Origin of the sequence: Nocardia neocaledoniensis (genome assembly GCF_003182135.1) — a bacterium.
Classification (GTDB): Bacteria; Actinomycetota; Actinomycetes; order Mycobacteriales; family Mycobacteriaceae; genus Nocardia; species Nocardia neocaledoniensis.
Map to the genome: position 1 here is coordinate 435,447 of NZ_QGTL01000003.1, position 23,927 is coordinate 459,373.

Here is a 23,927-nt window from a genome sequence, read left to right on the forward strand (position 1 = left end):
TGTCTCAGCGGGCGGTGACGCGCGAGCGGCTCCTGGCCGGCTCGGTCTGCAGCACGCGGTCCGAGAGTTCGCCAAGGCAGCTCAGATTCGGGAAGCCGGGGCCCTGCGCCAGCGCGGCCATGTTCGGCAGGTAGAGCTTTCCGGCGAGGCCGGTGACGGCGAGGTCGTAGCCGATCGACGCCTCGATCCGCTGCTGAGTCAGCGGGCCGCCCACGGCGAGCTCGAGCTGGTCGGCGGTCTGCTGGTCGAACATCTCGAGGAACCACAGCGGCTGCCCGCCGGTGGCGTCGACGACCAGGTCGAAGGCGTGCACCTGATCGGCCCGCAACTCGTTGGTCAGGGTCAGCGCCAGCGACTCACCCTGCGGCACGATCTTGGTGACCCGGCCCTGCAGGTGATGCACGCGGTTGTCGCCGAGCAGGCTCTCCTGCACCCGAACCGAGAACACACCGCGGTCGGTGCGGCGGATGACGTCGCGGCGCTCCTGGATGCTCAGCGCGTTCCACTTCACCGGGTCGCTGAACAGCGAGTTCTCGAAGAAGCTCTCGCCGCGGGTGTACAGGGTGGCCATCGGCGAGATCACCGAGATGGTGAGCATCTCGTGGCGGACCAGTTCGTCCAGCGCCGAGCCCGCGGTCTCGCCGCCGCCGATCACCGCGGCGCGCGAGGCCACCGGCAGGCTGCGCTTGCCCGCCAGGTCCCAGAACTCGGCGATGCTGAGCACGCGGGGATGTTCGGCGAGCGCGCGGCTGCTGCGGCCGGGGCCGGTGATCATCAGCCCGTCGGCGGTCAGTTCGGTGTGGCGGCCGTCGGCGTCGACGACGTCGACCTGCCAGCGGTCCCCGGCGTGGCTGACCTGCTCGACCTTGCCGAGCACCAGTTCCAGATCGATGGACTTGGCGACCCACTGCAGGTACTTGGCCCACACGTGGTGCTGCGGGCTCGGCCTGCCGCGGTCGATCCACTCGGCATAGGTGCCGTGCTCGATGAGGAACGAGGTCCAGCTGAACGCGGCCATCCCCTGATCGATCTCGCGGTTGCGACCGCGCGCCCAGGTGGACCGGTACGGGAAACCGATGTCCTTCTCGGGGCTGGTGCCGAGCCGGTGCTGACCGTCGGTCCAGCCGCCGGTGGGCAGCCAGTTGCCACCGACCGCGTGCGACTCGACGACGACCACGCGGGGAGCGGACAGGCCGAGAGTGCGCAGCACGTGCGATTTAGCCGCTACCGCAAGGGCTTTCGGCCCCGCTCCGACTACCAGGAGGGTTTCCACCGGTTCGTTCTCCGCTCTCTCACGAACGCCATACAGACAAATATGTGACCTTAGGCTAACCTAACGGCATGGGTAAGGGATTGAACGGGCTCATCACCAAGGCCTGGGGCGGCGCCGACTACACGCTCACGGTGACCTCCAATGAGCAGATCACCGACAAGTTCGTGCGGATCGGCTTCACCGTCGGTGGACTCCTCGCGGACCACCCGGTGCACCCGACCCAGTGGATCCGGCTCTGGATCCCGGACGCCGAGAGCGACAAGCTGCACCACCGCGGCTACACCCTCGTCGACCCGAACCCGGCGGCCGACACCGCCAGCATCGACTTCGCGCTGCACAACGGCCCGGCCGCCGACTGGGCCGTCCGCGCCAAGCCGGGCGACCTGCTCGACGCCACCGTCCTCGGCTCCAATTTCCAGCTGCCCGAGCAGACCCCGAGCGAGTACGTCGTCTTCGGCGACACCGCCTCGCTGCCCGCCATCAACTCCCTGCTCGACGCCATCGGCGACACTCCCGCACGGGTCTGGCTGGAATGGCAGTACGAGTCGGACATGACCATCCCCGTGCACAACAAGCCGCACCACCAGCTCACCTGGCTGCAGCGCGTCGACGACGGCCGCCTGCTGCGCGAGGCGGCACAGGAGATGAGCTGCCCCGCCGAGGCGTTCGCCTGGGTGGCGTGCTGCGGCCAGACCACCCGCTCGATCGTGAAGACCCTCAAGTCCCAGCACGCGCTGCCCAAGACCGCGATCAAGGCGCAGGCCTACTGGAAGTGAGGCCTGGGGTCATCCCCCAGGCTGACCGCGCCTGCGCCTCGCGGCAGATGCGCAGGTAGCCTGCGCTGCGGCAGGCTGGTCGGACAAGTCGGAACACCGGAACCGACCTGACCGAATCGAGCGAGCGTGTCCGTCATCGATGTCCTGATGTTGATCGCCGTCGTGGCGATGGCGATCACGTTGGTCGCCGTGCCGAGGGCCGGCAGGCGGGTGGCCCCGTTCGCCCTTCCGGTGCTGGTCATCGGCGCGCTGGGGGTGTGGGCGCTCGAGGGCTGTTGGCACTGGTGGCCGGTGTACCTGCTCATCGTGGTGATGTTCGCCTTCGTGGTGACCGACGCCGCGGGGGCCCGGCGCCGGGTGCTGTTCCGGTCCGGGATCGGGGTGCTCGCGGCGCTGTCGGTCGTGCCGTGGGCGGTGCCGCCGCGCCCGGAGCTGCCCGCGCCGACAGGGCCCTATCTCGTGGGATCGGAGATCTTCCGCTGGGTCGACGAGGGGCGGCCCGAACCGGCCACCTCCGCCGAGGACCGGCGCAATGTCGTTGTGCAGGCGTGGTATCCGACCGACGTGGCGTCCGGGCGGCAATGGGTCTACCTCGACGGGCACGGCCGGATGCCCGCGCGGATATCCGGGATTCCGAGCTTCCTCGTGCCGAGTCCGGACACGAACGCGACCGCCGATGTGCCGGTGTCACCGGCGAAGCAACGCTGGCCCGTCGTCCTCTTCTCCCCCGGCTACGGCGCACCGCGCGCCTTCTATTCCGGCCTGGTCGCCGATCTGGCCAGTCGCGGGTTCATCGTGCTCGCCGTCGACCACCCCTACGAAGTGGCGGTGACCGAACTCGCCGACGGCACCGTCGCCACGGCCGTCGAGAACATCCCCGCCGACGATCCTGACGGCGATCGCTTCATGACCGAGCGGCTCGAAACCCGCACGGCCGACCTGCGATTCGTCCTCGACCAGCTCGCCCGCCCCGAGGTGCTCGGCCCGCTCGAAGGCCGCGTCGACCTGGACCGGATCACCGCGGCGGGCCATTCCTTCGGCGGCGCCGCCGCCTGGTCGGCCACGATCGCCGACCAGCGGATCACGGCCGCGGCCAATCTCGACGGCACCCTCTACGGCACCCCGCTGACCCAGCCGGTCTCCCGCCCCGTCCTCCTGCTCGAGAGCGACCACGCCGAAACCGGCCATTCCCAGCGCTATCTCGACGGGAATCGCGGGCTGCTGGCACGCGCCCAGGCGCCCGGCTTCCGCTACGAGTTCAGCGAGGCGAACCACTACAGCTTCACCGATGTCGCCCAATTCCTCGCGCCGCCGGTACGTTTCGCGGCATCGATGGTGATCGGCGGATCGCGCGGACCGGCAGCCACCCAGCGCGCCGCCAACGACATCCTCGCGCCGTTCCTGCTCGGCGAACTCGGCGCGGTCGACCCCGCAGCGCGTGGCCATTCGGGCGTGGCGGGCGGGCCGGTCCCGCGGTAGTGGCGATCGGGGCCGAGCTGGGTCATGGTGGACGGTGGAACGTCACCGGAACCCACCACGACGAGGAGCGCACCGTGTCCGTTCTCGACGAGAGCACCCCCTTCGGCGCCATGGTCGCCAAGCGGCTGGCCGACGAACACGTCATCTGGCTGACGACTGTCGGTGCCGACGGCACCCCGCAGCCCAACCCCGTCTGGTTCCTGTGGCGTGCGGGGGAATTCCTGCTGTTCACCCAGCCGGCGGCCAAGCGGCTGCGCCACATCGCCGAGCGACCGCGCGTCGCCCTGAATCTCAACAGCACGCACTCCGGAGGCGACGTCGTCGTCTTCGCGGGCGAGGCCAGGGTCGGCGAACAGGCCGACGCCGAGGAGATCGCCGACTACGTGCGCAAATACACCCAGGGCTTCGTCGACATCAAGATGACCGAGGCCGAGTTCTTCGCCTCCTACTCCACCCCGATCCGGATCGCCCCGGACCGCCTGCGCGGCTTCTGAGAAAGCACTCGGCGGCCGCTGCGCACAGCGGCCGCCGAGTGTGCACCGTGCTCAGACGGCCGCGGGCTCCAGCCGCCAGCCAGTCGCGCGTTCGCGTTCGTTCCAGAACGCGGCGTAGCGGCCGTCCAGTGCCAGCAGCTCGGCGTGGGTGCCGCGCTCGACGATGCGGCCGCCGTCGAGGAACAGGATCTGATCGGCGTGCGCGATCGTCGACAACCGGTGCGCGACGACGAGAACCGTCTTGTCCCTGGTCAATTCGTGGATCCCGCGCACGACGACCGCCTCCGAATGCGGGTCGAGCGCGCTGGTGGCCTCGTCAAGGAGCACGATCGGGGCGTCCTTGAGCAGGGCGCGCGCGATCGAAACACGTTGGCGCTCACCACCGGACAGCGAGGCACCGCCCTCGCCGACGGCGGTGTCGAAACCGTCGGGCAGCCGCTCGACGATCTCGTCGACCCGGGCGGCCACGGCGGCACGCTCCAGTTCGGCCTCGGTGGCGTCGGGCTTGCCGATGCGAATGTTGTCGGCGACCGAGCGGTTGAACAGGTAGACGTTCTGGAAGACCAGCGAGAGCTGGTCGAGCAAGGTGTCCGAGGGCTGTTCGCGCACATCGTGTTCGCCGACCGAGACCGCACCCGCGTCCACGTCGTAGAAGCGGGCCGCCAGGCGCAGCAGCGTGGTCTTGCCCGCACCGCTCGGGCCGACGATGGCCGTGGTGGTCCCGGCCGGGACGGTGAAGGTCAGGTCGGCGAGCACCGGCTCGCCGGGGCGGTAGCCGAAGCTCACCCCGTCGAAGACCACCGCGGGCGCACCCGGGGTCACCGGGTCGGTCGGCGTGGGCAGGGTCGGTTCGGCCAGCAGGTCGGTGATCCGGTCAGCGGCCGCGGCGGCCGAGCGCAGGGCGGCGCCGAGCTGGGCCGCCTGATTCACCGGTTCGATGAAGCGCGAACTCACCGCGATCAGCGCGATGGCCGCGGCGGCCGAGATCGCGCCGTCGGTCACCCGCACCACCGCCAGATAGGCGAGCACCAGGAACACGGCCTGCACGAACAGCGCGAACACGATCAAGCCGGGCACGGTGGCGACCATCATCTTGCGCACCGCGGACCGCTGCGCGACCAGGGCGCCGTCCAGTGCCTTGTTACCCGCGCCGACCGCGCCGAACGCGCGCAGCACCGGCTGCGCCTGCGCGAACTCGACCACCCGCGAATCGGCCTCGGCCGCGGCGGTGTGCAGCCGGGCGTCGGCGCCGGTGTAGGCACGATTGGCGAGGTTGTTCACCAGGTACAGCACCGGGGCGGCCAGGAGCATGGCCAGCCCGACGCGCCAGTCGATGAACAACATGCCCACCGCGACCACCAGCGGCACGATGATGCCCGTGAGCACCTTGGTGAGCAGGTAGGCGATCAGGCCCTGCATCTCGCGGACCTGCTCGACCATCACCCGCGACAGCGGCCCGGCGTCGCGACCCTCGAACCAGCCGAGCGGCAGCGCGTTCAGCTTGTCGCCGAGGCTCGTCTGCAGCGAGCGCTGCATCCCCAGCCCGATCCGCAGGCCGAGCACGGCCTGCAGGTAGCCGAAGATCACCACGCCGAGCACGGCGACGCCCATGCCGAGCGCCCACAGCCAGGCGGCGCGCAGATCGTCACCGAACAGCGCCTCCAGCACCGGCACCAGTAGCAGATAGGCGATCGCCTGGCACAGTGCCTGCACCACGATGGCGGCCAGCAGACGCGGTATCAGCGGGGTGAGCTCGTCGGGGACGAGGCGGAAAACCTTGCGAATCATCGTGTTTCCTCCACCAGGGCGAGCGTGCCGAGCGCGGCCTCGTTGATCTCCCACAGCCGCTGATACAGCCCACCGGCGGCGCGCAGGTCGGCGTGCGTGCCCTCCTCCACCAGGGTTCCGTTCTCCAGCACCAGGATCCGGTCGACCGCGGTGATGGTGTGCAGGCGGTGCGCGATCACCAGCACGGTGCGCCCGGCGACGAGCGCGGCCAGCGCGTCCTGCACCGCCGCCTCGGACTCGGGATCGGCGAAGGCGGTGGCCTCGTCGAGCACGAGCACCGGGGTGTCGGCGAGCAGCGCGCGGGCGATCGAGAGCCGTTGCGCCTCACCGCCGGACAGGACAGCGTCGGCGCCGATCTCGGAGTCGTAGCCGCGCGGCAGCGCCATGATCCGGTCATGGATCTGCGCCGCGCGGCAGGCGCGTTCGAGGGCTGCGTCGTCGACGTCGCGGCGCGCGATCAGCAGGTTCTCCCGGATCGAGCCGCGGATCAGACGCACGTCCTGGAAGACGAATCCGACGGTGCGATAGAGCTCTTCGCTGGTGAACTCGCGGATGTCGCGGCCGTCGATGGTGATCCGGCCCGCGCCGACGTCGTAGAAACGGGGCAGCAGTTTGGCCAGGGTGGACTTGCCGGAGCCGCTCGGCCCGACCAGCGCGGTGATAGTGCCCGGGGTCAGCTCCAGGTCGATGCCGCGCAGCACGTCGTGGCCCGCGCGGTAGGCGAATTCGACGCCGTCGAAGCGGACGACGCCGCCCTGCCCGGTGGCCGGGGTGGCCGACTCGACGACGGCCAGTTCGGGCGTCTGCTGCAGTTCGTGCAGGCGCAGCGCCGCCGCGCCACCGGCCCGCAGCGCCTGCGAGCCGTAGCCGAGGCCGAGCAGCGAACTGCCGATCCCGAGGCCGACCAGCAGGAACGGCAGCAGGTCGAGCGGTTCCACCCAGTCCAGGCCGACGAAGGCCAGCCCGCCGACGAGCACGATCAGCATCACGAACACCGGCATCACCACGATGTCGGAGGCCGACTGCACCCGGATGATGGGCAACTTCAGTCGCTGCGCCGCGGCCACCTGGCCGTCGACGGCGGTCTGGAACTCGGTGTGCGCCTTGCCCGCCTGCCCGAACGCGCGCACCACCTGGATGCCGTCGACGAACTCGATGGTGGCCTCGGCGGTGCGCCGCTCCCAGCGGGTGTAGACGGCGAGGCGGTCGCGGCCGTCGCGGTCCATGATCCGGCCGAACAGCACGAAGTAGGCGATCAGCGGAATCAGCAGCACCAGGGTGAGCCGCCAGTCCACGGTGAACAGGTAGCCGAGGGTGACCAGCGGCACCACCAGGGCGCCGACGAACTCCAGCCGGGCGTGCGCGACGAGGTAGTGCAGGGCCTCCACGTCGTCGCGCAGGTAGGTCTTCACCTCGCCGGAGCTGCGCTCGCCGAACCAGCCGAGCGGCACCCTGGTGAGTTTGTCGGCCAGCAGCCTGCGCAGCGTCAGCTGGTAGCCGGCGTCGAGGGCATGCGACCAGGTCAGCGCCACGGCCTGCAACAGCGCGCGCACGACGAGCACCGCCACGGCCGCGCCGAACGCCCACCACACGCGATCGGTGTCGACCGGGGTCGCGAGCAGTTCCCGGCAGGCCTGCACGATCAGCAGGAAGGGCACGACGGTGCACACCGAGGCGATGGCGACGAGCAGGCTCGCGATCGTCAGCATGCCCGAGACCGGCGCCAGAATCTCCTTGCGCGCCCGCGCTTCCTGTTGTTTACGCGCTTTCGCCGCCGCCTTGGGCGGCCGGTTGCCCGACTCCGCCCCCGGCGGCGGCGCTACCTGCACCGTCATAACGTTCTCGCCCTCTCGACTGTCCACGGCATTGCGCCAAGGGTAGGTTAGCCTAAGTTGAGCGGTTGTGGCTCTCCGGGGAAGGTTGTGTGAACTGCCGGTCAACCCCCTCGGCAATTCGACATTCCGGGCGTAATTTTCTCCCTACCTCTCAGAGACTTTCAGCGGCGGGAGCACGAAAATGTTTGTCACATCAATTATTTCGACAATCGCGGACTGTCAGGCCGATCCCGGAAAGCTCACGCCCGAGCAGGCGCATCGGGCCATGCAGATACACCTCGAATGCAGCGTGGATCTGTGCCGGGTGCGCCGCCGCGCACGCCATACTCTCGTCGAGGCGAAATTGATGGTGCTCGATCAGCGAGCCGGTTGACCGGCCCGATTTCGGGAATTCCTCGATGGTGTTCACTCCCCTGCCCGCCTCGGCCGCCTGGTTGCATCGCGAGGCGCGCACCGGATTCGAAGTGACCTATTTCCGCGACGACGCGCGCGGGGTGATCATCGAAGGGTGCGCGACCGCGGTGGAGGACGGTCACGTCTGGGCCGTCGACTACCGGCTCCGTGTCGACGGCAGCTGGCACACGCGCTCGGCGCAGATCACCGGCCGCTACCCGGCGGCCCGGCGCTCGCTGGTGCTGCACTCGGACGGGCTCGGCCGCTGGCAGGTCGACGGCGTGCACGCCCCGCAGCTCGACGGCTGTCTCGACGTGGACCTCGAGGCATCGGCCTGCACCAACACGCTGCCCGTGCACCGGCTCCGCCTCGCCGTCGGCGACGCCGCGCACGCGCCTGCGGTCTACGTGCGCGCCACGGACCTCGGCGTCTCCCGGCTCTCGCAGCACTACCGCAGGATCGTCGACGGCGCTGGTCAGCGCTATGACTACAGCGCCGAGGCCTTCGATTTCCAGGCCACGCTCGAGTACGACGCGGCCGGGCTGATCGTCGACTATCCGGGGCTGGCCGAACGCGCGGGCTGAGACCCGGCGAGACTGGTGTCATGCGACGCAGGCAGCAGCCGCCGCTGCCCAAGCGGCACGGCCTCGACCCCGCCCGGCTCCGGCTCCCGGAGGACGGGCCGTGGACGACGGTGCGTGACCACCTGGTCGAGCGGCTGCCGCGGGTGGATCCGGCCCGCATCGACGAGATGCTGCGCGCGGGCGAGATCGTCGATCTGGACGGACCGCTCGCCCCGGACGCGCCGTTCGTCCCCGGCGGTGCGGTGTGGTTCCACCGGGATCTGCCGGTGGAGCGGGAGGTGCCGTTCGAGATCGGGATCGTGCACCGCGACGACGACATCCTGGTGGTCGACAAGCCGCACTTCCTGGCGACGATCCCGCGCGGACAGCACATCCTGCAGACCGCGCTGGTCCGGCTGCGCCGCGAGCTCGATCTGCCCGACCTCATCCCGGCGCACCGGCTCGACCGGGTGACCGCCGGGCTGGTGCTGTTCGTGGTGAACCCGGCCGCGCGCGGCGCCTATCAGACGATGTTCCACCGCCGGACCGTCCGCAAGGAGTACGAGGCCGTCGCGCCCTACGATCCGGGGCTGGAGCTGCCGCGCGTGGTGCGCAGCCGGATCGTCAAGGAGAAGCAGGTGCTCGCCGCCTACGAGGTCGACGGCGAGCCCAACGCCGAGACCGAGGTGGAGCTCACCGAACACCGCGACGGGCTCGGCCGGTACCGGCTGCGGCCACACACCGGGCGGACCCACCAGCTGCGGCTGCACATGAACAGCCTCGGGGTGCCGATCCTCGGCGACGATTTCTATCCGGTCCTCACCGACAAATCCGTCGACGATTACACCCGCCCGCTGCAGTTGCTGGCCGCCTCGCTGGAATTCACCGACCCCCGCAGCGGGCAGCCGCGCCGTTTCGAGACGCGGCGCACGCTGCAGGCATGGACGGACCCGGCGGGTTGGGCCGCGGGTGCCCAGCCCACGTAATCGATTTCACCCGGCCGTTTCCGTTTCGTGATATTTCCGTACACTCGATCGGGTGTCCGTTCCCGTCGCCGAACCCCGACCCCGGCTGCACGCCTATATCGATATCGCCGTGGTCGTCGTCGTGCTGGCAGGCACGAACTTGATCGCGCACTTCACCACCGCGTGGGCCAATATCGTCACCGTGCCGATCGCGGCGTTCGCGCTGCTGGCGCTGATGCGCAAGCGCGGGCTCGGCTGGGCCGAACTCGGCCTCTCGCCGCGGCACTGGCGGCGCGGGACGATCTACGCGCTCGGCGCGGTCGGCATCGTGCTCGCGGCCGTGGCGATCGGGGCGTTGCTGCCGGTGACCAGGCCGTTCTTCCTGGCCGATCGGTACGCCACCATCTCCGGCGCGCTGATCGCGTCGATGATCGTCATCCCCTTGCAGACCGTCATCCCCGAGGAGCTGGCCTTCCGCGGCGTGCTGCACGGGACGCTCGATCGGGTGCTCGGCGTGCGCGGGCTGTTCGCGGCGGGCTCACTGCTGTTCGGGCTCTGGCACATCGCTTCGTCGCTCGGTCTGACCAGCGGTAACGCCGGGCTGTCCGGGATCGTCGGCGGCGGGCTGCTCGGTCAGATCGTCGGCATCGCGCTGGCTGTCGCGGCCACCGCCGCCGCGGGGGTCGTCTTCACCTGGTTGCGCAGGCGCAGCGGCAGCCTGCTCGCGCCCATCGCCCTGCACTGGTCGCTCAACGGCGCGGGCGCGCTCGCCGCGGCCATCGTCTGGCACACCGCGCTGCGCTGAGTCAGCGGTCCTGCGCCAGGGCCGGGTCGGTGGCCCGGACGGCGGCGAAGACGCCCGCGGCGACCTCGACGAGGTCGTCCGGAGCGGTCGCGCTGCCGTCCATCAGCCAGTCGACGAGCAGGTGGTTGACGCCGCCGACCACCGTGACGCAGGTCAGGCGGCTGTGCTCGGACAGCGGCTCGGCGCGTGCCGTGGCCCACAGACCCGCCACCAGCTCGGCGTACTCGCGCAGCACGCCGTGCCGCCGTGCCTCCATCCGCGCGGAGACGCCGACCACCTCGATCAGCACCACCCGCGCACGGCGGGGATCCTCGGTGAGGTAGCCGATGAACGCGGCCAGACCCGCGGCGATCAGGCCGTCCAGCTCCTCCTCCGACGCGTGCAACGCCGCCAGGGTGCGCTCGCGCAGGGCCGCGGTGAGTTCGTCGTAGAGCGCCGACAAACAGGCCTCGCGATCGCGGAACGACTCGTAGAAATAGCGCTCGGTGAGTCCGGCGATGCCGCACAGCTGCTTCACCGAACCCGCCGCGTACCCCTGGGTGCCGAACAGTTCGAGCGCGGCGGCGAGCAAGGCCGCGCGGCGCTGCTGGACGCGCTCCTCGGTGGTGCGGCCCGAGTACCGCCGACCCGCCGGACGATCGGCGGAATCCTCTGTCATCGACGCCTGTCCTTCTGTGCGACTGCGTGGAATACTAGGCGCAAATTTCTGACATGACGACATGTCAGAAAGCGTGTTCCCGCTGCATCGAAAGGCTTCGCCGATGAAACGCACCCATGCCGGGCTGGTCGTCGCTGTCACCGGTGGCGCCGCGGGCATCGGCCGCGAGATCGCCGGGCAGTTCGCCGCGGCGGGCGCCCGTGTCTGCATCGGCGACCTGTCCGGGACGGCGGCGCGCGCGACCGCACGGGAGCTACCCGGGACGGTGCACGGGTGCGAACTCGACGTCACCGACGAGCGGTCCTTCCACGACTTCCTCGCCACCACCGAGGCGCTGCTCGGGCCGATCGACGTGCTGGTCAACAATGCCGGGGTGATGTGGGTCGGCGCGTTCGACGCCGAGCCCGACACCGCGACGGCGCGGATGCTCGCGGTGAACCTGCACGGGGTGATCCGCGGCGTGCGACTGGCAGCCCCAGCGATGCGCACACGCGGTCGCGGACACATCGTCACCATCGCCTCGATCGCGGCCAAGGTCTCGCCCGCCGGGGAATCCACCTACGCCGCCACCAAACACGGCGTCCTCGGCTACCTGACCGGCGTCCGCGAGGAACTGCGCGGCAGCGGTGTCGAACTGACCGCGATCATGCCCGGCGTGGTCGACACCGAACTCGCGGCCGGAACCGCCACCGGCGCGGCGAAACTCCTCCAGCCCGCGGATGTCGCCCGTGCCGTGCTCGCCGTCGTCGAACGACCGCGCTTCGAGGTCGTGCTGCCCGCGGAGGTCGGCCCGCTGCTGCGGCTGGCCGGGCTGCTCCCCCAGCGTGCGCGCGACCTCGTGCTGCGCCGCACCGTGCCGAATCAGGTCGCCGCCGTTGGCTCTTCGTCGGCGCGCGCGGACTACGAGCGACGGATCACCCGACCCGATCCGCGCGAATAGCTGTCCGGGTCGTTCGCCCTGGACTGACCGCCGCGCCGGGCCGTTCGCACCGGTGCGATCGTCCGTTGTCGTTGACCGGCGACCGGTCGGCGTTTACGCTCTCTGGCAATCACACATATGTTCGATAGTCCATATGTTCGAGTGACCGGAAGGCGCCAGATGTCCGACGAGCGGTCGATCGATGATGCCGTCAGCACGCCGAACACCGAGATCACGGCACTCGCGCAGCAGGTCGCGACCGCGCGCGGCAAGCTTCCCCTCCAGCACGACACCGCCCTCTACGACGCGCTCTCCGACTCCGAGATCCGCGCCGAACGCGAACTGGCCGAATGGATTCGCGCGCAGCGGCGCAAGCAGCGCCGCCGGGCCGTCGCCGACGAACTCGCCGCCGAGAAGCGTGACCGGCGCACCGGGGCACTCATCCGGCGTACCGACGAGGCCGACGCGCACTGGCATCGCAAGGCGCTGGCCGCGCGCCGCCGGGTTTCCAGCGCCGACGCCCGGCTGGCCCAGCTCTACCGCCGCGCGGAGTGGTCGTCGCGGGCGCTGATCGGCGTCGTCGTCCTCGGCATGGTGTGGGCCGGGGTGAACGTGCAGCACAACCTCGTGCCCAGCGGGGACATGAGCGACCCGCTGTACTGGCTCAGTTTCGGGATCGAGGCGATGATCTCGATCCCGATCATCACGATCATGGTCGCCGCCACCACCGCCGCCCGCTGGGGCCGCGAACTCGAACGCGGCAAGGTCCTCGTCTTCGAACTCGCCCTCCTCGGCACCACCGTCGCCCTCAACGCCGGCCCCCACCTGGCCGCCGGCGCCTGGGGCCGCGCGGCCGAATTCTCGATCGCCCCGGTCATGGTCGGCGTCGTGATCTGGTTGCACGCCTGGGTGTCCGCGCGCTACGCCCTCCTCATCGAGAGCGCGTCGGTGGAATTGCCCGGCGACGTGGGCACGAGTTTCGCCCGGTCGGAGCGTGTTTCGGATGGTCATTTCGACCACGCCGTGGATTCCGTTGGCGGTCAAGAGCTCTCGGCTGTCACATCCTCGCCCGCCGACCCGCGCTACGCGCCCACCGAGCAGGCAGCCGCGTCAGCTTCGCAGCGTGTTCCCGGCGCCTTTGCTCACCACCCCGAAGCCCCGGCATCCAGGGCAGGCAGTTCCCCGTTCCCGCCCGAGGGAATGCGTTCCACCAACGCCGAGCGGGTCGCGGTCGCGGTCGCGTCGCCGTCGCACGCCGACATGGCACGCGATGAATTCGCCCACGTCGCGCCATCGTTCGCGTCCGAGGTGAACTCGCCTGTCACCGAGGCCCACTCACGCACAACGCAGGCCGACCCTGCCGCCGCGATTCACCGCCCGTCCGATGCGGTCGAGCCGGCGCCCGCGACGACGGGCAGCGCCACCAACTCCCCCTCAACTGCCACCGGCCGAGTCGCCTCGGCCATGGCCGACACGGCCGGCATGCGTGAATCGGTCAGCACCACATCCGAAGTCATCGGGGCTGGCACGACCGACGCGAGCACCGCGGCCGGCAATGCCGACGCAACCGCTTGGGCCGGCACGACCGACGCGAGCACCGCGGCCGGCAATGCCGACGCAACCGCTTGGGCCGGCACGACCGAGGCGAGCGTTGCGGCCGGCACCACCGACGCAACCGCCACGGCCGGCACCACCGACGCGAGCGCCGCGGCCGGCAATGCCGATGCGAGCGGCGGGGCCGGCAATGCCGACGCGAGCGGCGGGGCCGGTACGGCCGACGTGAGCGCCGCTGCCTCCACCGGCATCTCGGTCCCGGCCGCTGCGCTCCGCGATCCCGCCGAGGTAGAAACCGCCGCCACGAGCGGCCTCGCTATCTCGACTGGCATCTCGGCCCCCGCCGAGGCGCCCAGCGCTGCCACCGCGTCCGACGCGAACTCGACCGTCGCTCGTCCGCAGACCGGCACGGTGGCCGAATCCGCGATCGGCCCGGCCGAGGTGGACGCCGACTTCCCGGCCAACCGCACGGCCCGGACGGTTGCCGAAGCCGATCTGGACGACGTCGCAGCGTACGGTGTTTCGGAGGACGCCGCGTCGACCGATCAGCCTGCCGACGAGGTCATCGCGCCCGCGAAGGTCGAGCGCAAGACGACGGCCGGGCGTCGGCCCTCGGTCGACAAGGCGGCCGCGCCCGGCACACTCGAACTGATCCACAAGGCCGCTGCCGACCACCGTCGCAACGGTGACCATGCCCGCACGAACGGCACCACTCCCACCGTGCGGCGAATACCGGTCACCGCCGCCGCGCAGGCCACTGCGGGTGCGGCCACCGGTACCGACCCGGTTCCCGAGGCGACGGCGCACGCCGGCTCCGTCGCCCGTGACCGCAACGGCGACACCGCGGCATCCACAGTGGTGCACAAAGATCCACAGCCCGCGGCCGACGAGCCCGAACAGCTCACCCTCACCGCGGATCTCGACGCCGAGCGCGAACTCAGTGATTCCACACCGGCATCGGTCGCGGACGACGAACCGCATTCCGACGCGCACCAGCGCCCGGAGACCGAATCCGCGCCCAGCGAGCCGATCACGCAGGCTCCGCCGACGACAGCCGAGCGGCACCTGGCCAAGCCCGCGCCGAAGAAGCCGCTGCGGAAGATCGAATCAAGCGATCTCGTCGAGGACGAGCCCGCAGAACCCGGCGAGCCCGAAGACACCGACGACTACGACTTCGACGAGGACAACGAGGTCCGCGCCCTGGCCCGCCAGATCGCCACCCGCAGCCCCCTGCGCCTGACCCTCGACCAGATCGAGGAAATCCTCGAGCTCACCGACCAGTCCTGGTCAGCCCGCAGCATCGGCGCCGAGGTAGGCGTTTCCGGCACCACCGTCACCAACATCGTCGAATTCGCCCGAAAGATCCGCCAACCCTACGCCTTCACCGGCTGACGAACTCACGCCAGCTCAGACCACAGCTCCAAACATTTCGCGATCTCGGCGACATCCACATCGCCTGTCGCGATTCTGTTCATCAGCTCCTCCTGCTCGTCCGGGAGGGGGCGGACCCGATATCCGTTCAATCGGAGCATGGCGACACCGGCGACGAACGCGGTTTGCATGTTGCCATCGATCAGCGCATGGTTTCGCGCGAGCGAATGCAAGAGAGCAGCCGCCTTGAGGAACAGCCCGGGGTAGGCCTCCTGCCCGAAGACCGTCGTCTTCGGCCGTTCGACGGCGCCCGCCAGCAGACCGATGTCGGCAACGGCGTGCGGCGTCTTGTTCACCTTGCGAGCAATGGCGACGACCTCAGCGAGATCGAGATAGATCATGCGAGTCGGCGCATCAGCTCAGCGTGCTCGTCCATGATCGAGTCGACCATCGACCCGAACACCTCAGCCTGCCGGGTGACATACAGACGAATCGCTTCTTGGGCCAAGTCTTGCTTGCTACGCCCGAGGCGCTCGGCCAGCTCGGTCAACCGCCGGTCATCGTCCCCGTTGAGCCGCAGTGTCATCGCTATGCCTCAATGGTATCAGTCAGGTATCAGCCTGCCGCACGAACGACGAAGGCCCGCCTCCCCGGAGGGAGACGGGCCTTCGTGCGAACGATCTCGATGGATCGAGGAGCGACCTTACTTGGCCTTCTCCAGGACCTCGACCAGACGCCAGCGCTTGGTGGCCGACAGCGGACGGGTCTCCATCAGCTGAACGCGGTCGCCGACGCCGGCGATCTCGTTCTCGTCATGCGCCTTCACCTTGGAGGTGGTGCGAATGATCTTGCCGTAGAGCTTGTGCCGGTGACGGTCTTCCAGCTCGACGACGATCGTCTTGTTCATCTTGTCCGAGACGACGTAGCCGCTGCGTACCTTGCGGCTGTTGCGCTCTTCCTTGTTCTCGCTCATGCCGCGTCTCCCTTGCCAGCGGGTGCCGTGGCCAGGCCGAGCTCGCGCTCACGCATGACCGTGTAGATGCGCGCGATCTCGTGGCGGACGACGCGCAGACGACGGTTGTTGTCGAGCTGACCCGTCGCCATCTGGAAGCGCAGGTTGAAAAGCTCTTCCTTGCTCTCGCGCAGTTTGGCCACGAGCTCTTCTTCGTTGAGCTCGCGGAGCTCTGCGGCCGGTGTTCCGGTAGCCATCAGAACTGCTCCTCCCTGGTCACGATCCTGCACTTCATCGGGAGCTTGTGCATCGCGCGGCGCAGGGCCTCGCGAGCGATCTCCTCATTCGGGTAAGACATCTCGAACATGACCCGACCGGGCTTCACGTTCGCGACCCACCACTCCGGCGAACCCTTACCGGAACCCATGCGGGTCTCGGCAGGCTTCTTGGTGAGCGGGCGGTCGGGGTAGATGTTGATCCAGATCTTGCCGCCACGCTTGATGTGGCGGGTCATCGCGATACGCGCCGACTCGATCTGACGGTTGGTGACGTAGGCGGGCTCGAGGGCCTGGATGCCGTACTCACCGAACGCCACCGCGGTGCCGCCCTTGGACATGCCGGAGCGGGACGGGTGGTGCTGCTTGCGGTGCTTGACGCGACGGGGCATCAGCATGCGTCAGCCCTCCTGGTTCTCTGCCGGTGCGTCCGCCACAGCGGTGGCGGCGCGACCGACCTCGGTCGAGGTCGCGGTGGTGCCGGCGGAACCGGAACGACGCGGGCGGCTCGGACGCTCGCGACGCGGGCGCTCCGGAGCAGCGGCGGCAGCGGTCAGCTCACGACGACCACCGACGATGTCACCCTTGTAGATCCAGACCTTCACGCCGATGCGACCGAAGGTGGTCTTGGCCTCGTAGAGGCCGTAGTCGATGTCCGCGCGCAGCGTGTGCAGCGGGACGCGACCCTCGCGGTAGAACTCCGAGCGCGACATTTCCGCGCCGCCGAGGCGGCCCGAGCACTGCACACGGATGCCCTTGACGTTCGGCGAACGCATGGCCGACTGGATGGCCTTGCGCATCGCGCGACGGAACGCCACACGGTTGCTGAGCTGCTCGGCGACACCCTGAGCGACCAGCTGCGCATCCGACTCGGGGTTCTTGACCTCGAGGATGTTCAGCTGAACCTGCTTCTTGGTGAGCTTCTCCAGCTCGGCGCGGATGCGGTCGGCCTCCGCGCCACGGCGACCGATCACGATGCCGGGACGCGCGGTGTGGATGTCCACACGCACGCGGTCACGGGTGCGCTCGATCTCGACCTTCGAGATACCAGCCCGCTCCATGCCGGTGGCGAGGAGCTTGCGGATCTGAACGTCTTCCTTCACGTATTCCGCGTACTGCTTGTCCGCGTACCAACGCGACTTCCAGTCGGTGGTGATACCGAGGCGGAAGCCATGGGGGTTGATTTTCTGTCCCATTTACTTTGCCCCTCCCTTCCGGCGGCTACGAGTGGCAGCGCCGGCAGTGGGCACGCTCTCGACCTCGATGGTGATGTGGCTGGTGCGCTTGCGGATCCGGAACGCGCGGCCCTGGGCCCGCGGCTGGAAACGCTTCATGGTGGCACCCTCGTCGACGAACGCGGTCGAGATGACCAGGGTGGCCGGGTTCAGACCGAGGTTGTTCTCGGCGTTCGCCGCGGCGCTGGCCACGACCTTGGCAACCGGCTCGCTCGCGGCCTGCGGCGCGAACTTCAGGATCGCCAGGGCGTCCTCGACACGCTTGCCGCGGACCAGGTCCACGACGCGACGCGCCTTCATCGGGGTGACCCGCACGTGCTTAGCGGTAGCGCGGGCAGTCGGGTTCTGAACCGTTTCGGTGTTGGTTTCAGTCATCGCCGCTTGCTCTTCCGGTCGTCCTTGACGTGGCTCTTGAACGTCCTGGTCGGCGCGAACTCACCGAGCTTGTGGCCGACCATGTTGTCCGAGATGAACACCGGGACATGCTTGCGACCGTCGTGGACGGCGAAGGTGTGGCCGATGAAATCGGGGATGATGGTCGAGCGACGCGACCAGGTCTTGATGACCTGCTTCGTGCCCTTCTCGTTCTGCACGTCCACCTTCGCGAGGAGGTGGTCGTCGACGAACGGGCCCTTCTTGAGGCTGCGTGGCATTTCTTACCTCCTCCTTAGCGCTTCTTGCCGGTCTTGCGGCGGCGGACGATGAGCTTGTCGCTCGGGCGGTTGGGCTTGCGGGTGCGGCCCTCAGGCTGACCCCACGGGGAGACCGGGTGGCGACCACCGGAGGTCTTGCCCTCACCACCACCGTGCGGGTGGTCGACCGGGTTCATGACGACACCACGGACGGTGGGACGGCGGCCCTTCCAGCGCATACGGCCGGCCTTGCCCCAGTTGATGTTCGACTGCTCGGCGTTGCCGACCTCGCCGACGGTGGCGCGGCAGCGCACGTCGACACGACGGATTTCACCGGAGGGCATACGCAGGGTCGCGTACGGCCCTTCCTTGCCCAGCAGCTGGATGCTCATGCCTGCGGCACGGGCCATCTTGGCGCCGCCGCCCGGACGCAGCTCCACGTTGTGGATCGTGGTACCGGTCGGGATGTTGCGCAGCGGCAGGTTGTTGCCCGGCTTGATGTCGGCCGTCGGGCCGGACTCGATCGGGCTGCCCTGCTGGATGCCCTTCGGCGCGATGATGTAGCGCTTCTCGCCGTCGGCGTAGTGCAGCAGTGCGATGTTGGCGGTGCGGTTGGGGTCGTACTCGATGTGCGCGACCTTGGCCGGGATGCCGTCCTTGTCCAGGCGACGGAAGTCGATCAGACGGTAGGCACGCTTGTGACCGCCACCGCGGTGACGCGTGGTGATGCGACCGTGCGCGTTACGACCACCGGACTTGGTGAGCGGGCGCAGCAGCGACTTCTCCGGCGTCGACCGGGTGATCTCGGCGAAGTCCGAGACGCTCGAGCCACGACGGCCCGGCGTAGTCGGCTTGTACTTACGGATTGCCATGAGTTCTTCTCTGCTTTCTGGATGACCAGCCGCTTACGCGACCGGGCCTCCGAAGATCTCGATGGGCTTGCTGTCGGCCGAGATGGTCACGAGCGCGCGCTTGGTGTCCTTGCGCTTGCCGTAACCGAAGCGGGTCCGCTTGCGCTTGCCCTGACGGTTGGCGGTGTTGACGCTGGTGACCTTGACGCCGAAGACCTTCTCGACGGCGATCTTGATCTGCGTCTTGTTCGAATCCGGGTGCACCAGGAAGGTGTAGGTGCCTTCCTCGATCAGTCCGTAGGACTTCTCCGAGATGACCGGTGCGAGCAGGATGTCGCGGGGGTCGGCGATGGTGCTCACTTGCTCTCCTCCTGGGCCGCCTCGGCGGGACCGTGAACGAAGGCGTTCAGGGCCTCGACGCTGAACACCACGTCGTCGCTGTTGAGCACGTCGTAGGTGTTGAGCTGATCCGGGGCGATCGGCAGCACGTTCTGCAGGTTCGCCACGCTCTTCCACGCGGCGACGTCCTCGCGACCGACGACGACCAGGAACTTCTTGCGGTCCGACAGCTCGGACAGGAAGCTCTGGGCCGACTTGGTCGACGGGGTCTGACCCGCGACCAGCTCGGAGATCACGTGGATGCGCTCGTTGCGGGCCCGGTCGGAGAGGGCGCCACGCAGGGCGGCGGCCTTCATCTTCTTGGGGGTCCGCTGGCTGTAGTCACGCGGCTGCGGGCCGTGGACGGCGCCACCGCCGGCGAACTGCGGCGCACGGGTCGAACCCTGGCGGGCGCGGCCGGTGCCCTTCTGGCGGTACGGCTTCTTGCCGCCACCGGAGACCTGACCACGAGTCTTCGTGGCGTGGGTGCCCTGGCGAGCGGCGGCCAGCTGCGCGATGACGACCTGGTGCATCAGCGCGACGTTGGCGGTCACGTCGAAGATCTCCGCGGGGAGTTCGACGGTGCCTTCGGTCTTGCCGCCTGCGGCCTTCACGGTCAGCGTCAGGTTGGCCTTCTTGTCGAGGCTGGTCATGCGTGCGCACCACCCTTCACGGCGCTCTTGACGATCACGACGTTGCCCTTGCGGCCCGGGATGGCACCCTTGACCAGGAGCAGGCCGTTCTCGGCGTCGACCTTGTGAACCGAGAGGTTCTGCGTGGTGACGCGTTCCTTACCCATGCGACCCGACATGCGCATGCCCTTGAACACGCGGCCGGGGGTGGCGCAGCCACCGATGGAGCCGGGGCGACGGTGCACAGCCTGCGCACCGTGCGAGGCGCCCTGACCGGCGAAGCCGTGACGCTTCATGGTGCCGGCGAAGCCCTTGCCCTTGCTGATACCGGTCACGTCGACGTAGGTGCCCTCTTCGAACACGTCGGCGGAGAGCTCCTGGCCGACCTCGAAGGTGGAGGCGTCCGCGACGCGGATCTCGGTGACGTGGCGGCGCGGGGTGACACCGGCCTTGGCGAACTGGCCGGCGTCCGGCTTGTTCACCTTGCGCGGGTCGATGGCGCCGAAAGCGATCTGGACGGCCGAGTAGCCGTCGCGCTCCACGGTGCGGATCTGGGTGACCACGTTCGGGCCCGCCTTGATGACGGTGACCGGGACGACGCGGTTCTTCTCGTCGAAGACCTGGGTCATGCCGAGCTTGGTGCCCAGGATGCCGGCTGCGGGCCGGTTCTTGTTGTCAGTCATTTCTCGAGTCCCCGTCACTGGATGTTGACGTCGACGCTGGCCGGCAGATCGATGCGCATGAGCGCGTCGACCGTCTTCGGCGTCGGGTCGAGGATGTCGATGAGGCGCTTGTGCGTACGCATCTCGAAGTGTTCGCGCGAGTCCTTGTACTTGTGCGGCGAACGGATGACGCAGTACACGTTCTTCTCGGTGGGCAACGGCACAGGCCCGACCACACGGGCGCCAGTGCGGGTCACCGTCTCCACGATCTTGCGCGCAGACGCGTCGATCGCCTCGTGGTCATAGGCCTTGAGCCTGATGCGGATCTTTTGTCCCGCCACGCTAAGTGTCCTTTTCTCCGCTTTCCTTCGTGGTCACAGGAGCTGGCTCCTGCACCACCCTCATTTGCACAGCCCGAACACACGAAGATCTCAGTCTGGAGACCGCGACCGGGCACCGCCCGATCCTCGCCGCTGTTCATCTGTCATGGTTCTCCGGTCCACGCGGTCGGGCGTGTCGCCTTTTCGCTCATTCCTCAGCCCCGGTCGTTTGCTCACCTTGGCCTGGAACGGTGGTTCCGGACGTATCCACCCCGGCGAACCGGCGGGATACAAACTACTGCTCGCCTCACGCGGCCCGTCTTCTCCGAGGAGAAGACATGATCCTGTGAAAGGCAACCCGAACAGTATGCACCATGCCGTCGGCGGTCTTCAAATCGGGGGTCATGAGGCATCGATCACGCCACGAGGGGCCTTCTACCTGGACCGCACCGCCGATCGAGCTGTGCCGATCCATGGTAGCTGGCGCGCCGAGGACACCCGTTCGGGGCGGGTTCCGCACGATCTTACTTTTGAGTAAGATAGGGGAATGGCACAGGAAACCGCGACCTACCGCGGCTGGAAGAAACTGCCCGACAATCGCATCGGGCACGCGCTGTTCTCGCTCGGCATGGTCGCCCGGGTCCCCTACTTCGGCACGGTGCTGCCGCAGGTGGTCCGGCTCGAGCCCGGGATCTGCGAGGTGACCTCGCCCAAATGGTTCGGCATCCACAACCACCTGGGCACCTTCCACGCGATCGCGGCCTGCAACCTGGCCGAGGTCGCGATGGGCATGCTCAGCGAGGCCACCGTGCCGACCACGCATCGGTGGATCCCCAAGGCGATGAACGTGCAGTACCTGGCCAAGGCGGAGACCGGGCTGCGGGCGGTGGCGAAGCTGGCCGAGGTCCCGGACTTCGCGGCGATCACCGAGGGCACCGAGCTCACCGTGCCCGTGTCGATCTATGACAAGGACGGCGTCGAGGTCGTGCACGCCGACATCACCACCTGGGTCACTCCGCGCTGACCTCCCTCGGCGAAAGCCCTTGGATCGGTACGGTTGTGGGATGTTGGAAGTCGCGCGACTGGTCCGGCGTTTCGGCGACAACGTGGCGGTCGACCACGTGTCGTTCACGGTGGCGCCCGGCGCGCTGACCGGATTCGTCGGCGGTAACGGGGCGGGCAAGACCACCACCATGCGGATGATCATGGGGGTACTCGCCGTGCACGCGGGCGAGGTCGGGTGGAACGGGCGCCCGGTGACCGCCGCCGATCGCCGGGCCTTCGGCTATATGCCGGAGGAACGCGGGCTCTATCCCAAACAGCCCGTCGTCGATCAGCTGGTCTACCTGGCGCGGTTGCGCGGGGTGAGCGCGGCGGCGGCCAAGACGCGCGCCGGGGAGCTGCTGGAGCGGTTCGGACTCGGCGACCGCGGCAAGGACAAGCTCGAGTCGCTGTCGCTGGGCAATCAGCAGCGCGTGCAGATCGCGGCGGCGGTGATCGCGCAGCCGACGGCCCTGATCCTGGACGAGCCCTTCTCGGGGCTCGATCCCGTCGCGGTCGACTCGATGGCCGAGCTGCTGCGCGAGTACGCCGACCAGGGCGTGCCGGTGCTGTTCTCCTCGCATCAGCTCGATCTGGTCGAGCGGCTGTGCGATCAGCTGGTGATCCTCGCCGCCGGGCGGGTGGTCGGACAGGGCTCGGTGGAGTCGTTGCGGGCGGGCAGCGCGGCGCGGTATCGGCTGGTCGTCGACAGCGATCCGGGGTGGTTGCGCGAATTCACCGGGGTGCGGGTGGTCGAGACGAACGGGTCGGCGGCGGTCCTCGAATTGACGGGCGCGAGTACCGATTCGGTGCTCACCGAGGCGCTCACGCGCGGGTCGGTGCGCGAATTCGCCGAGCTGCGGCCCACGGTGGCCGAGATCTACCGGGAGGTGACGGCATGAGCATGTCGCGCGGGGTGTGGCGGATCGTCGCCGCCAGGGAGATCGTGGTGAAGCTGCGCGATCGAAATTTCGTCATCTCGACGGTGGTGACCATCGTGGCCATCGTCGCGTCGCTGGCCGTGAGCGGATTCCTGAGCAGCAGGCCGGATCGGATCACGGTCGCGGTCACCGGGCCGGACACGGCGGCGGTCGTGCAGACCGCCGACGGGCTGGCCTCGGCGGCCGATACCGATGTCACCTTCACCGCCGAACCGATGGCCGATCGGGCCGCCGTCGAGCAGGCGGTGCGCGACGAGCGGGCCGATGTCGGTCTGGTGCCGGACGTCTCCGGGTGGCTGCTGATCGGCAAGACCGCCGAGGACGACAACGCCACCACCTACATCACCGCCGCCGCGACCCAGCTCGCCCTGGAGCGCAATGCCGCGGCGGCGGGGGTCTCACTGGAAGAACTCGGCCGCGGCGCCGGGGTGACCTACGACCTGTTGGAGAAGGGCGCCGTCGATCCGGGCCTGGCCAAGATCGTGGCGTTCGTGTTCGCCTTCCTCTTCTATCTGTCCTCGGTGCTGTTCGGCATGTCCATCGCGCAGAGCGTGGTGGAGGAGAAGCAGAACCGGATCGTCGAGATCCTGGCCAGCGCGATGCCGTTGCGGCAGTTGCTGATCGGCAAGGTCGCCGGCAACGCGGTGCTGGCGTTCATCCAGCTCAGCCTGTTCGTCGGTGCCGGGCTGGTCGGTCTCGCGGCGATCGGGCAGGGCGATCAGCTGGGCCGGATCGCCGGTGCGGCGGGCTGGTTCATCGTGTTCTTCCTGGTCGGTTTCCTCGCGCTGGCCAGTCTGTGGGCGGTCGCGGGTTCGCTGGCCACCCGCAGCGAGGACCTGCAGTCCACGGCCACTCCCCTGTCGATGCTGATCATGATCGTGCTGTTCGCCGGCATCTTCCTGACCGGCACCGCGCGGGTGGTGGCCTCGTACGTGCCGATCATGTCGATCGTCGCCATGCCGGGCCGGCTGGCCGAGGGCAGCGCGGCGTGGTGGGAGCCGGTCGTCTCGCTGGCCGTGATGGCGGTGGCGGCCTACGGGATCGTCGTGGTGGCCGAGAAGATCTACCGCCGGTCACTGATGCAGACCCAGGGCCGGCTGACGATGCGCCAGGCACTCGCGCTGGAGGACTGATC

At 69.0% G+C, this 23,927-nt stretch carries 30 protein-coding genes; 11 read left to right on the top strand and 19 right to left on the bottom strand.

Going from position 1 to position 23,927, the window contains the following annotated elements; all coding sequences use genetic code 11:
* Positions 1-4: 4 nt before the first annotated feature.
* A complete protein-coding gene (locus tag DFR69_RS10140; protein WP_110037213.1) occupies positions 5-1,273 on the bottom strand; it encodes a SidA/IucD/PvdA family monooxygenase in 1,269 nt (422 codons plus the stop codon).
* Positions 1,274-1,341: 68 nt separating this feature from the next.
* Between DFR69_RS10140 and DFR69_RS10145 the strand changes: the two genes are divergently transcribed.
* The 3 genes from DFR69_RS10145 (at position 1,342) to DFR69_RS10155 (ending at position 4,022) form a co-directional block, all read left to right on the top strand.
* Positions 1,342-2,049 (top strand): siderophore-interacting protein, encoded by a 708-nt coding sequence (locus DFR69_RS10145; protein WP_110037214.1) that lies wholly within the window; start codon positions 1,342-1,344, stop codon positions 2,047-2,049.
* 126 nt (positions 2,050-2,175) lie between these two features.
* Entirely contained in the window at positions 2,176-3,528 is a 1,353-nt protein-coding gene (locus tag DFR69_RS10150; protein WP_110037215.1) for an alpha/beta hydrolase family protein, read from the top strand.
* A 74-nt stretch (positions 3,529-3,602) separates the two neighbouring features.
* Complete coding sequence (locus DFR69_RS10155) at positions 3,603-4,022, top strand: TIGR03667 family PPOX class F420-dependent oxidoreductase (protein ID WP_244198186.1); 420 nt, start codon at positions 3,603-3,605, stop codon at positions 4,020-4,022.
* Positions 4,023-4,073: 51 nt separating this feature from the next.
* On the opposite strand, the gene DFR69_RS10160 is transcribed toward DFR69_RS10155, so the two are convergent.
* The 3 genes from DFR69_RS10160 to DFR69_RS34400 form a co-directional block, all read right to left on the bottom strand.
* Positions 4,074-5,810 carry an ABC transporter ATP-binding protein gene (locus DFR69_RS10160; protein WP_110037216.1) on the bottom strand — a complete coding sequence of 579 codons (1,737 nt, stop codon included), beginning with the start codon at positions 5,808-5,810 and terminating at the stop codon, positions 4,074-4,076.
* Positions 5,807-7,645, bottom strand: coding sequence for an ABC transporter ATP-binding protein (locus DFR69_RS10165; protein WP_110037217.1), 1,839 nt, complete (start codon positions 7,643-7,645; stop codon positions 5,807-5,809). Before DFR69_RS10165 ends, DFR69_RS10160 begins: the two co-directional genes overlap by 4 nt.
* 193 nt (positions 7,646-7,838) lie before the next feature.
* Positions 7,839-8,054, bottom strand: coding sequence for a hypothetical protein (locus DFR69_RS34400; RefSeq protein WP_167456216.1), 216 nt, complete (start codon positions 8,052-8,054; stop codon positions 7,839-7,841).
* Here DFR69_RS34400 and DFR69_RS10175 point away from each other — a divergent pair.
* Genes DFR69_RS10175 through DFR69_RS10185 form a run of 3 tightly spaced genes read left to right on the top strand, consistent with a single transcriptional unit; the run spans position 8,044 to position 10,371 of the window.
* Positions 8,044-8,622 carry a putative glycolipid-binding domain-containing protein gene (locus DFR69_RS10175; RefSeq protein ID WP_110037219.1) on the top strand — a complete coding sequence of 193 codons (579 nt, stop codon included), beginning with the start codon at positions 8,044-8,046 and terminating at the stop codon, positions 8,620-8,622. The two genes, DFR69_RS34400 and DFR69_RS10175, sit on opposite strands and share 11 nt — an antisense overlap.
* 20 nt (positions 8,623-8,642) lie before the next feature.
* On the top strand, positions 8,643-9,587 hold the full coding sequence (locus DFR69_RS10180; protein ID WP_110037220.1) for an RluA family pseudouridine synthase: 945 nt from the start codon (positions 8,643-8,645) through the stop codon (positions 9,585-9,587).
* A 52-nt stretch (positions 9,588-9,639) separates the two neighbouring features.
* Entirely contained in the window at positions 9,640-10,371 is a 732-nt protein-coding gene (locus DFR69_RS10185; protein WP_110037221.1) for a CPBP family intramembrane glutamic endopeptidase, read from the top strand.
* A 1-nt stretch (position 10,372) separates the two neighbouring features.
* Here DFR69_RS10185 and DFR69_RS10190 read toward each other — a convergent pair whose 3' ends face one another.
* Entirely contained in the window at positions 10,373-11,029 is a 657-nt protein-coding gene (locus DFR69_RS10190) for a TetR/AcrR family transcriptional regulator (RefSeq protein ID WP_110037222.1), read from the bottom strand.
* 103 nt (positions 11,030-11,132) lie between these two features.
* Between DFR69_RS10190 and DFR69_RS10195 the strand changes: the two genes are divergently transcribed.
* Entirely contained in the window at positions 11,133-11,969 is an 837-nt protein-coding gene (locus tag DFR69_RS10195; protein WP_110037223.1) for an SDR family oxidoreductase, read from the top strand.
* Between the two features lie 93 nt (positions 11,970-12,062).
* On the opposite strand, the gene DFR69_RS34805 is transcribed toward DFR69_RS10195, so the two are convergent.
* Positions 12,063-12,569 (bottom strand): hypothetical protein, encoded by a 507-nt coding sequence (locus DFR69_RS34805; RefSeq protein WP_208643946.1) that lies wholly within the window; start codon positions 12,567-12,569, stop codon positions 12,063-12,065.
* On the opposite strand from DFR69_RS34805, the gene DFR69_RS34810 reads away from it, so the two are divergent.
* A complete protein-coding gene (locus DFR69_RS34810) occupies positions 12,555-14,894 on the top strand; it encodes a hypothetical protein (RefSeq protein ID WP_208643947.1) in 2,340 nt (779 codons plus the stop codon). The two genes, DFR69_RS34805 and DFR69_RS34810, sit on opposite strands and share 15 nt — an antisense overlap.
* 5 nt (positions 14,895-14,899) lie before the next feature.
* On the opposite strand, the gene DFR69_RS10205 is transcribed toward DFR69_RS34810, so the two are convergent.
* From DFR69_RS10205 to rpsJ, 13 genes are all read right to left on the bottom strand, one after another.
* Positions 14,900-15,274 carry a type II toxin-antitoxin system death-on-curing family toxin gene (locus tag DFR69_RS10205; RefSeq protein ID WP_110037224.1) on the bottom strand — a complete coding sequence of 125 codons (375 nt, stop codon included), beginning with the start codon at positions 15,272-15,274 and terminating at the stop codon, positions 14,900-14,902.
* A complete protein-coding gene (locus DFR69_RS10210; protein WP_244198187.1) occupies positions 15,271-15,459 on the bottom strand; it encodes a ribbon-helix-helix protein, CopG family in 189 nt (62 codons plus the stop codon). The genes DFR69_RS10205 and DFR69_RS10210 overlap by 4 nt, the downstream gene beginning before the upstream one ends.
* Positions 15,460-15,576: 117 nt before the next feature.
* Positions 15,577-15,846, bottom strand: coding sequence for a 30S ribosomal protein S17 (gene rpsQ / locus DFR69_RS10215; protein ID WP_110037226.1), 270 nt, complete (start codon positions 15,844-15,846; stop codon positions 15,577-15,579).
* Positions 15,843-16,082: a 50S ribosomal protein L29 gene (gene rpmC, locus DFR69_RS10220; protein WP_019045024.1), complete on the bottom strand. Its 240-nt coding sequence runs from the start codon at positions 16,080-16,082 to the stop codon at positions 15,843-15,845. The genes rpsQ and rpmC overlap by 4 nt, the downstream gene beginning before the upstream one ends.
* A complete protein-coding gene (gene rplP, locus DFR69_RS10225) occupies positions 16,082-16,498 on the bottom strand; it encodes a 50S ribosomal protein L16 (RefSeq protein ID WP_019045023.1) in 417 nt (138 codons plus the stop codon). The genes rpmC and rplP overlap by 1 nt, the downstream gene beginning before the upstream one ends.
* 3 nt (positions 16,499-16,501) lie before the next feature.
* On the bottom strand, positions 16,502-17,296 hold the full coding sequence (gene rpsC / locus DFR69_RS10230; protein WP_019045022.1) for a 30S ribosomal protein S3: 795 nt from the start codon (positions 17,294-17,296) through the stop codon (positions 16,502-16,504).
* Positions 17,297-17,710 (bottom strand): 50S ribosomal protein L22, encoded by a 414-nt coding sequence (gene rplV / locus DFR69_RS10235; RefSeq protein WP_019045021.1) that lies wholly within the window; start codon positions 17,708-17,710, stop codon positions 17,297-17,299. It lies immediately after the preceding gene.
* On the bottom strand, positions 17,707-17,988 hold the full coding sequence (gene rpsS, locus DFR69_RS10240; RefSeq protein WP_056818481.1) for a 30S ribosomal protein S19: 282 nt from the start codon (positions 17,986-17,988) through the stop codon (positions 17,707-17,709). The genes rplV and rpsS overlap by 4 nt, the downstream gene beginning before the upstream one ends.
* Before the next feature lie 14 nt (positions 17,989-18,002).
* Positions 18,003-18,839, bottom strand: coding sequence for a 50S ribosomal protein L2 (gene rplB, locus DFR69_RS10245; protein WP_110037227.1), 837 nt, complete (start codon positions 18,837-18,839; stop codon positions 18,003-18,005).
* A gap of 33 nt (positions 18,840-18,872) precedes the next feature.
* Positions 18,873-19,178 carry a 50S ribosomal protein L23 gene (gene rplW, locus DFR69_RS10250; RefSeq protein ID WP_019045018.1) on the bottom strand — a complete coding sequence of 102 codons (306 nt, stop codon included), beginning with the start codon at positions 19,176-19,178 and terminating at the stop codon, positions 18,873-18,875.
* Positions 19,175-19,849, bottom strand: a complete 675-nt coding sequence (gene rplD / locus DFR69_RS10255) for a 50S ribosomal protein L4 (RefSeq protein WP_110037228.1) — start codon at positions 19,847-19,849, stop codon at positions 19,175-19,177. The genes rplW and rplD overlap by 4 nt, the downstream gene beginning before the upstream one ends.
* Positions 19,846-20,511 (bottom strand): 50S ribosomal protein L3, encoded by a 666-nt coding sequence (gene rplC / locus DFR69_RS10260; protein ID WP_110037229.1) that lies wholly within the window; start codon positions 20,509-20,511, stop codon positions 19,846-19,848. Before rplC ends, rplD begins: the two co-directional genes overlap by 4 nt.
* Before the next feature lie 14 nt (positions 20,512-20,525).
* On the bottom strand, positions 20,526-20,831 hold the full coding sequence (rpsJ, locus tag DFR69_RS10265; protein ID WP_003938093.1) for a 30S ribosomal protein S10: 306 nt from the start codon (positions 20,829-20,831) through the stop codon (positions 20,526-20,528).
* Positions 20,832-21,357: 526 nt separating this feature from the next.
* Here rpsJ and DFR69_RS10270 point away from each other — a divergent pair.
* From DFR69_RS10270 to DFR69_RS10280, 3 genes are read left to right on the top strand one after another with little or no spacing between them, the layout of a single operon-like run.
* Complete coding sequence (locus DFR69_RS10270) at positions 21,358-21,834, top strand: hotdog fold domain-containing protein (RefSeq protein WP_110037230.1); 477 nt, start codon at positions 21,358-21,360, stop codon at positions 21,832-21,834.
* A 40-nt stretch (positions 21,835-21,874) separates the two neighbouring features.
* Positions 21,875-22,753 (top strand): ABC transporter ATP-binding protein, encoded by an 879-nt coding sequence (locus DFR69_RS10275; RefSeq protein WP_110037231.1) that lies wholly within the window; start codon positions 21,875-21,877, stop codon positions 22,751-22,753.
* Positions 22,750-23,925, top strand: coding sequence for an ABC transporter permease (locus DFR69_RS10280; RefSeq protein ID WP_167456217.1), 1,176 nt, complete (start codon positions 22,750-22,752; stop codon positions 23,923-23,925). Before DFR69_RS10275 ends, DFR69_RS10280 begins: the two co-directional genes overlap by 4 nt.
* The last annotated feature ends 2 nt before the right edge of the window (positions 23,926-23,927 follow it).

Excerpts from the sequence above, each read along its gene's own strand:
- DFR69_RS10145 (WP_110037214.1), top strand. The coding sequence starts at position 1,342 with ATGGGTAAGGGATTGAACGGGCTCATCACCAAGGCCTGGGGCGGCGCC.
- DFR69_RS10160 (WP_110037216.1), bottom strand. The coding sequence starts at position 5,810 with ATGATTCGCAAGGTTTTCCGCCTCGTCCCCGACGAGCTCACCCCGCTG.
- DFR69_RS10165 (WP_110037217.1), bottom strand. The coding sequence starts at position 7,645 with ATGACGGTGCAGGTAGCGCCGCCGCCGGGGGCGGAGTCGGGCAACCGG.
- DFR69_RS10175 (WP_110037219.1), top strand. The coding sequence starts at position 8,044 with ATGGTGTTCACTCCCCTGCCCGCCTCGGCCGCCTGGTTGCATCGCGAG.
- DFR69_RS10180 (WP_110037220.1), top strand. The coding sequence starts at position 8,643 with ATGCGACGCAGGCAGCAGCCGCCGCTGCCCAAGCGGCACGGCCTCGAC.
- DFR69_RS10190 (WP_110037222.1), bottom strand. The coding sequence starts at position 11,029 with ATGACAGAGGATTCCGCCGATCGTCCGGCGGGTCGGCGGTACTCGGGC.
- DFR69_RS10195 (WP_110037223.1), top strand. The coding sequence starts at position 11,133 with ATGAAACGCACCCATGCCGGGCTGGTCGTCGCTGTCACCGGTGGCGCC.
- DFR69_RS10205 (WP_110037224.1), bottom strand. The coding sequence starts at position 15,274 with ATGATCTATCTCGATCTCGCTGAGGTCGTCGCCATTGCTCGCAAGGTG.
- DFR69_RS10210 (WP_244198187.1), bottom strand. The coding sequence starts at position 15,459 with ATGACACTGCGGCTCAACGGGGACGATGACCGGCGGTTGACCGAGCTG.
- rpsQ (WP_110037226.1), bottom strand. The coding sequence starts at position 15,846 with ATGAGCGAGAACAAGGAAGAGCGCAACAGCCGCAAGGTACGCAGCGGC.
- rpmC (WP_019045024.1), bottom strand. The coding sequence starts at position 16,082 with ATGGCTACCGGAACACCGGCCGCAGAGCTCCGCGAGCTCAACGAAGAA.
- rplP (WP_019045023.1), bottom strand. The coding sequence starts at position 16,498 with ATGCTGATGCCCCGTCGCGTCAAGCACCGCAAGCAGCACCACCCGTCC.
- rpsC (WP_019045022.1), bottom strand. The coding sequence starts at position 17,296 with ATGGGACAGAAAATCAACCCCCATGGCTTCCGCCTCGGTATCACCACC.
- rplV (WP_019045021.1), bottom strand. The coding sequence starts at position 17,710 with ATGACTGAAACCAACACCGAAACGGTTCAGAACCCGACTGCCCGCGCT.
- rpsS (WP_056818481.1), bottom strand. The coding sequence starts at position 17,988 with ATGCCACGCAGCCTCAAGAAGGGCCCGTTCGTCGACGACCACCTCCTC.
- rplB (WP_110037227.1), bottom strand. The coding sequence starts at position 18,839 with ATGGCAATCCGTAAGTACAAGCCGACTACGCCGGGCCGTCGTGGCTCG.
- rplD (WP_110037228.1), bottom strand. The coding sequence starts at position 19,849 with ATGACCAGCCTCGACAAGAAGGCCAACCTGACGCTGACCGTGAAGGCC.
- rplC (WP_110037229.1), bottom strand. The coding sequence starts at position 20,511 with ATGACTGACAACAAGAACCGGCCCGCAGCCGGCATCCTGGGCACCAAG.
- DFR69_RS10270 (WP_110037230.1), top strand. The coding sequence starts at position 21,358 with ATGGCACAGGAAACCGCGACCTACCGCGGCTGGAAGAAACTGCCCGAC.
- DFR69_RS10275 (WP_110037231.1), top strand. The coding sequence starts at position 21,875 with ATGTTGGAAGTCGCGCGACTGGTCCGGCGTTTCGGCGACAACGTGGCG.
- DFR69_RS10280 (WP_167456217.1), top strand. The coding sequence starts at position 22,750 with ATGAGCATGTCGCGCGGGGTGTGGCGGATCGTCGCCGCCAGGGAGATC.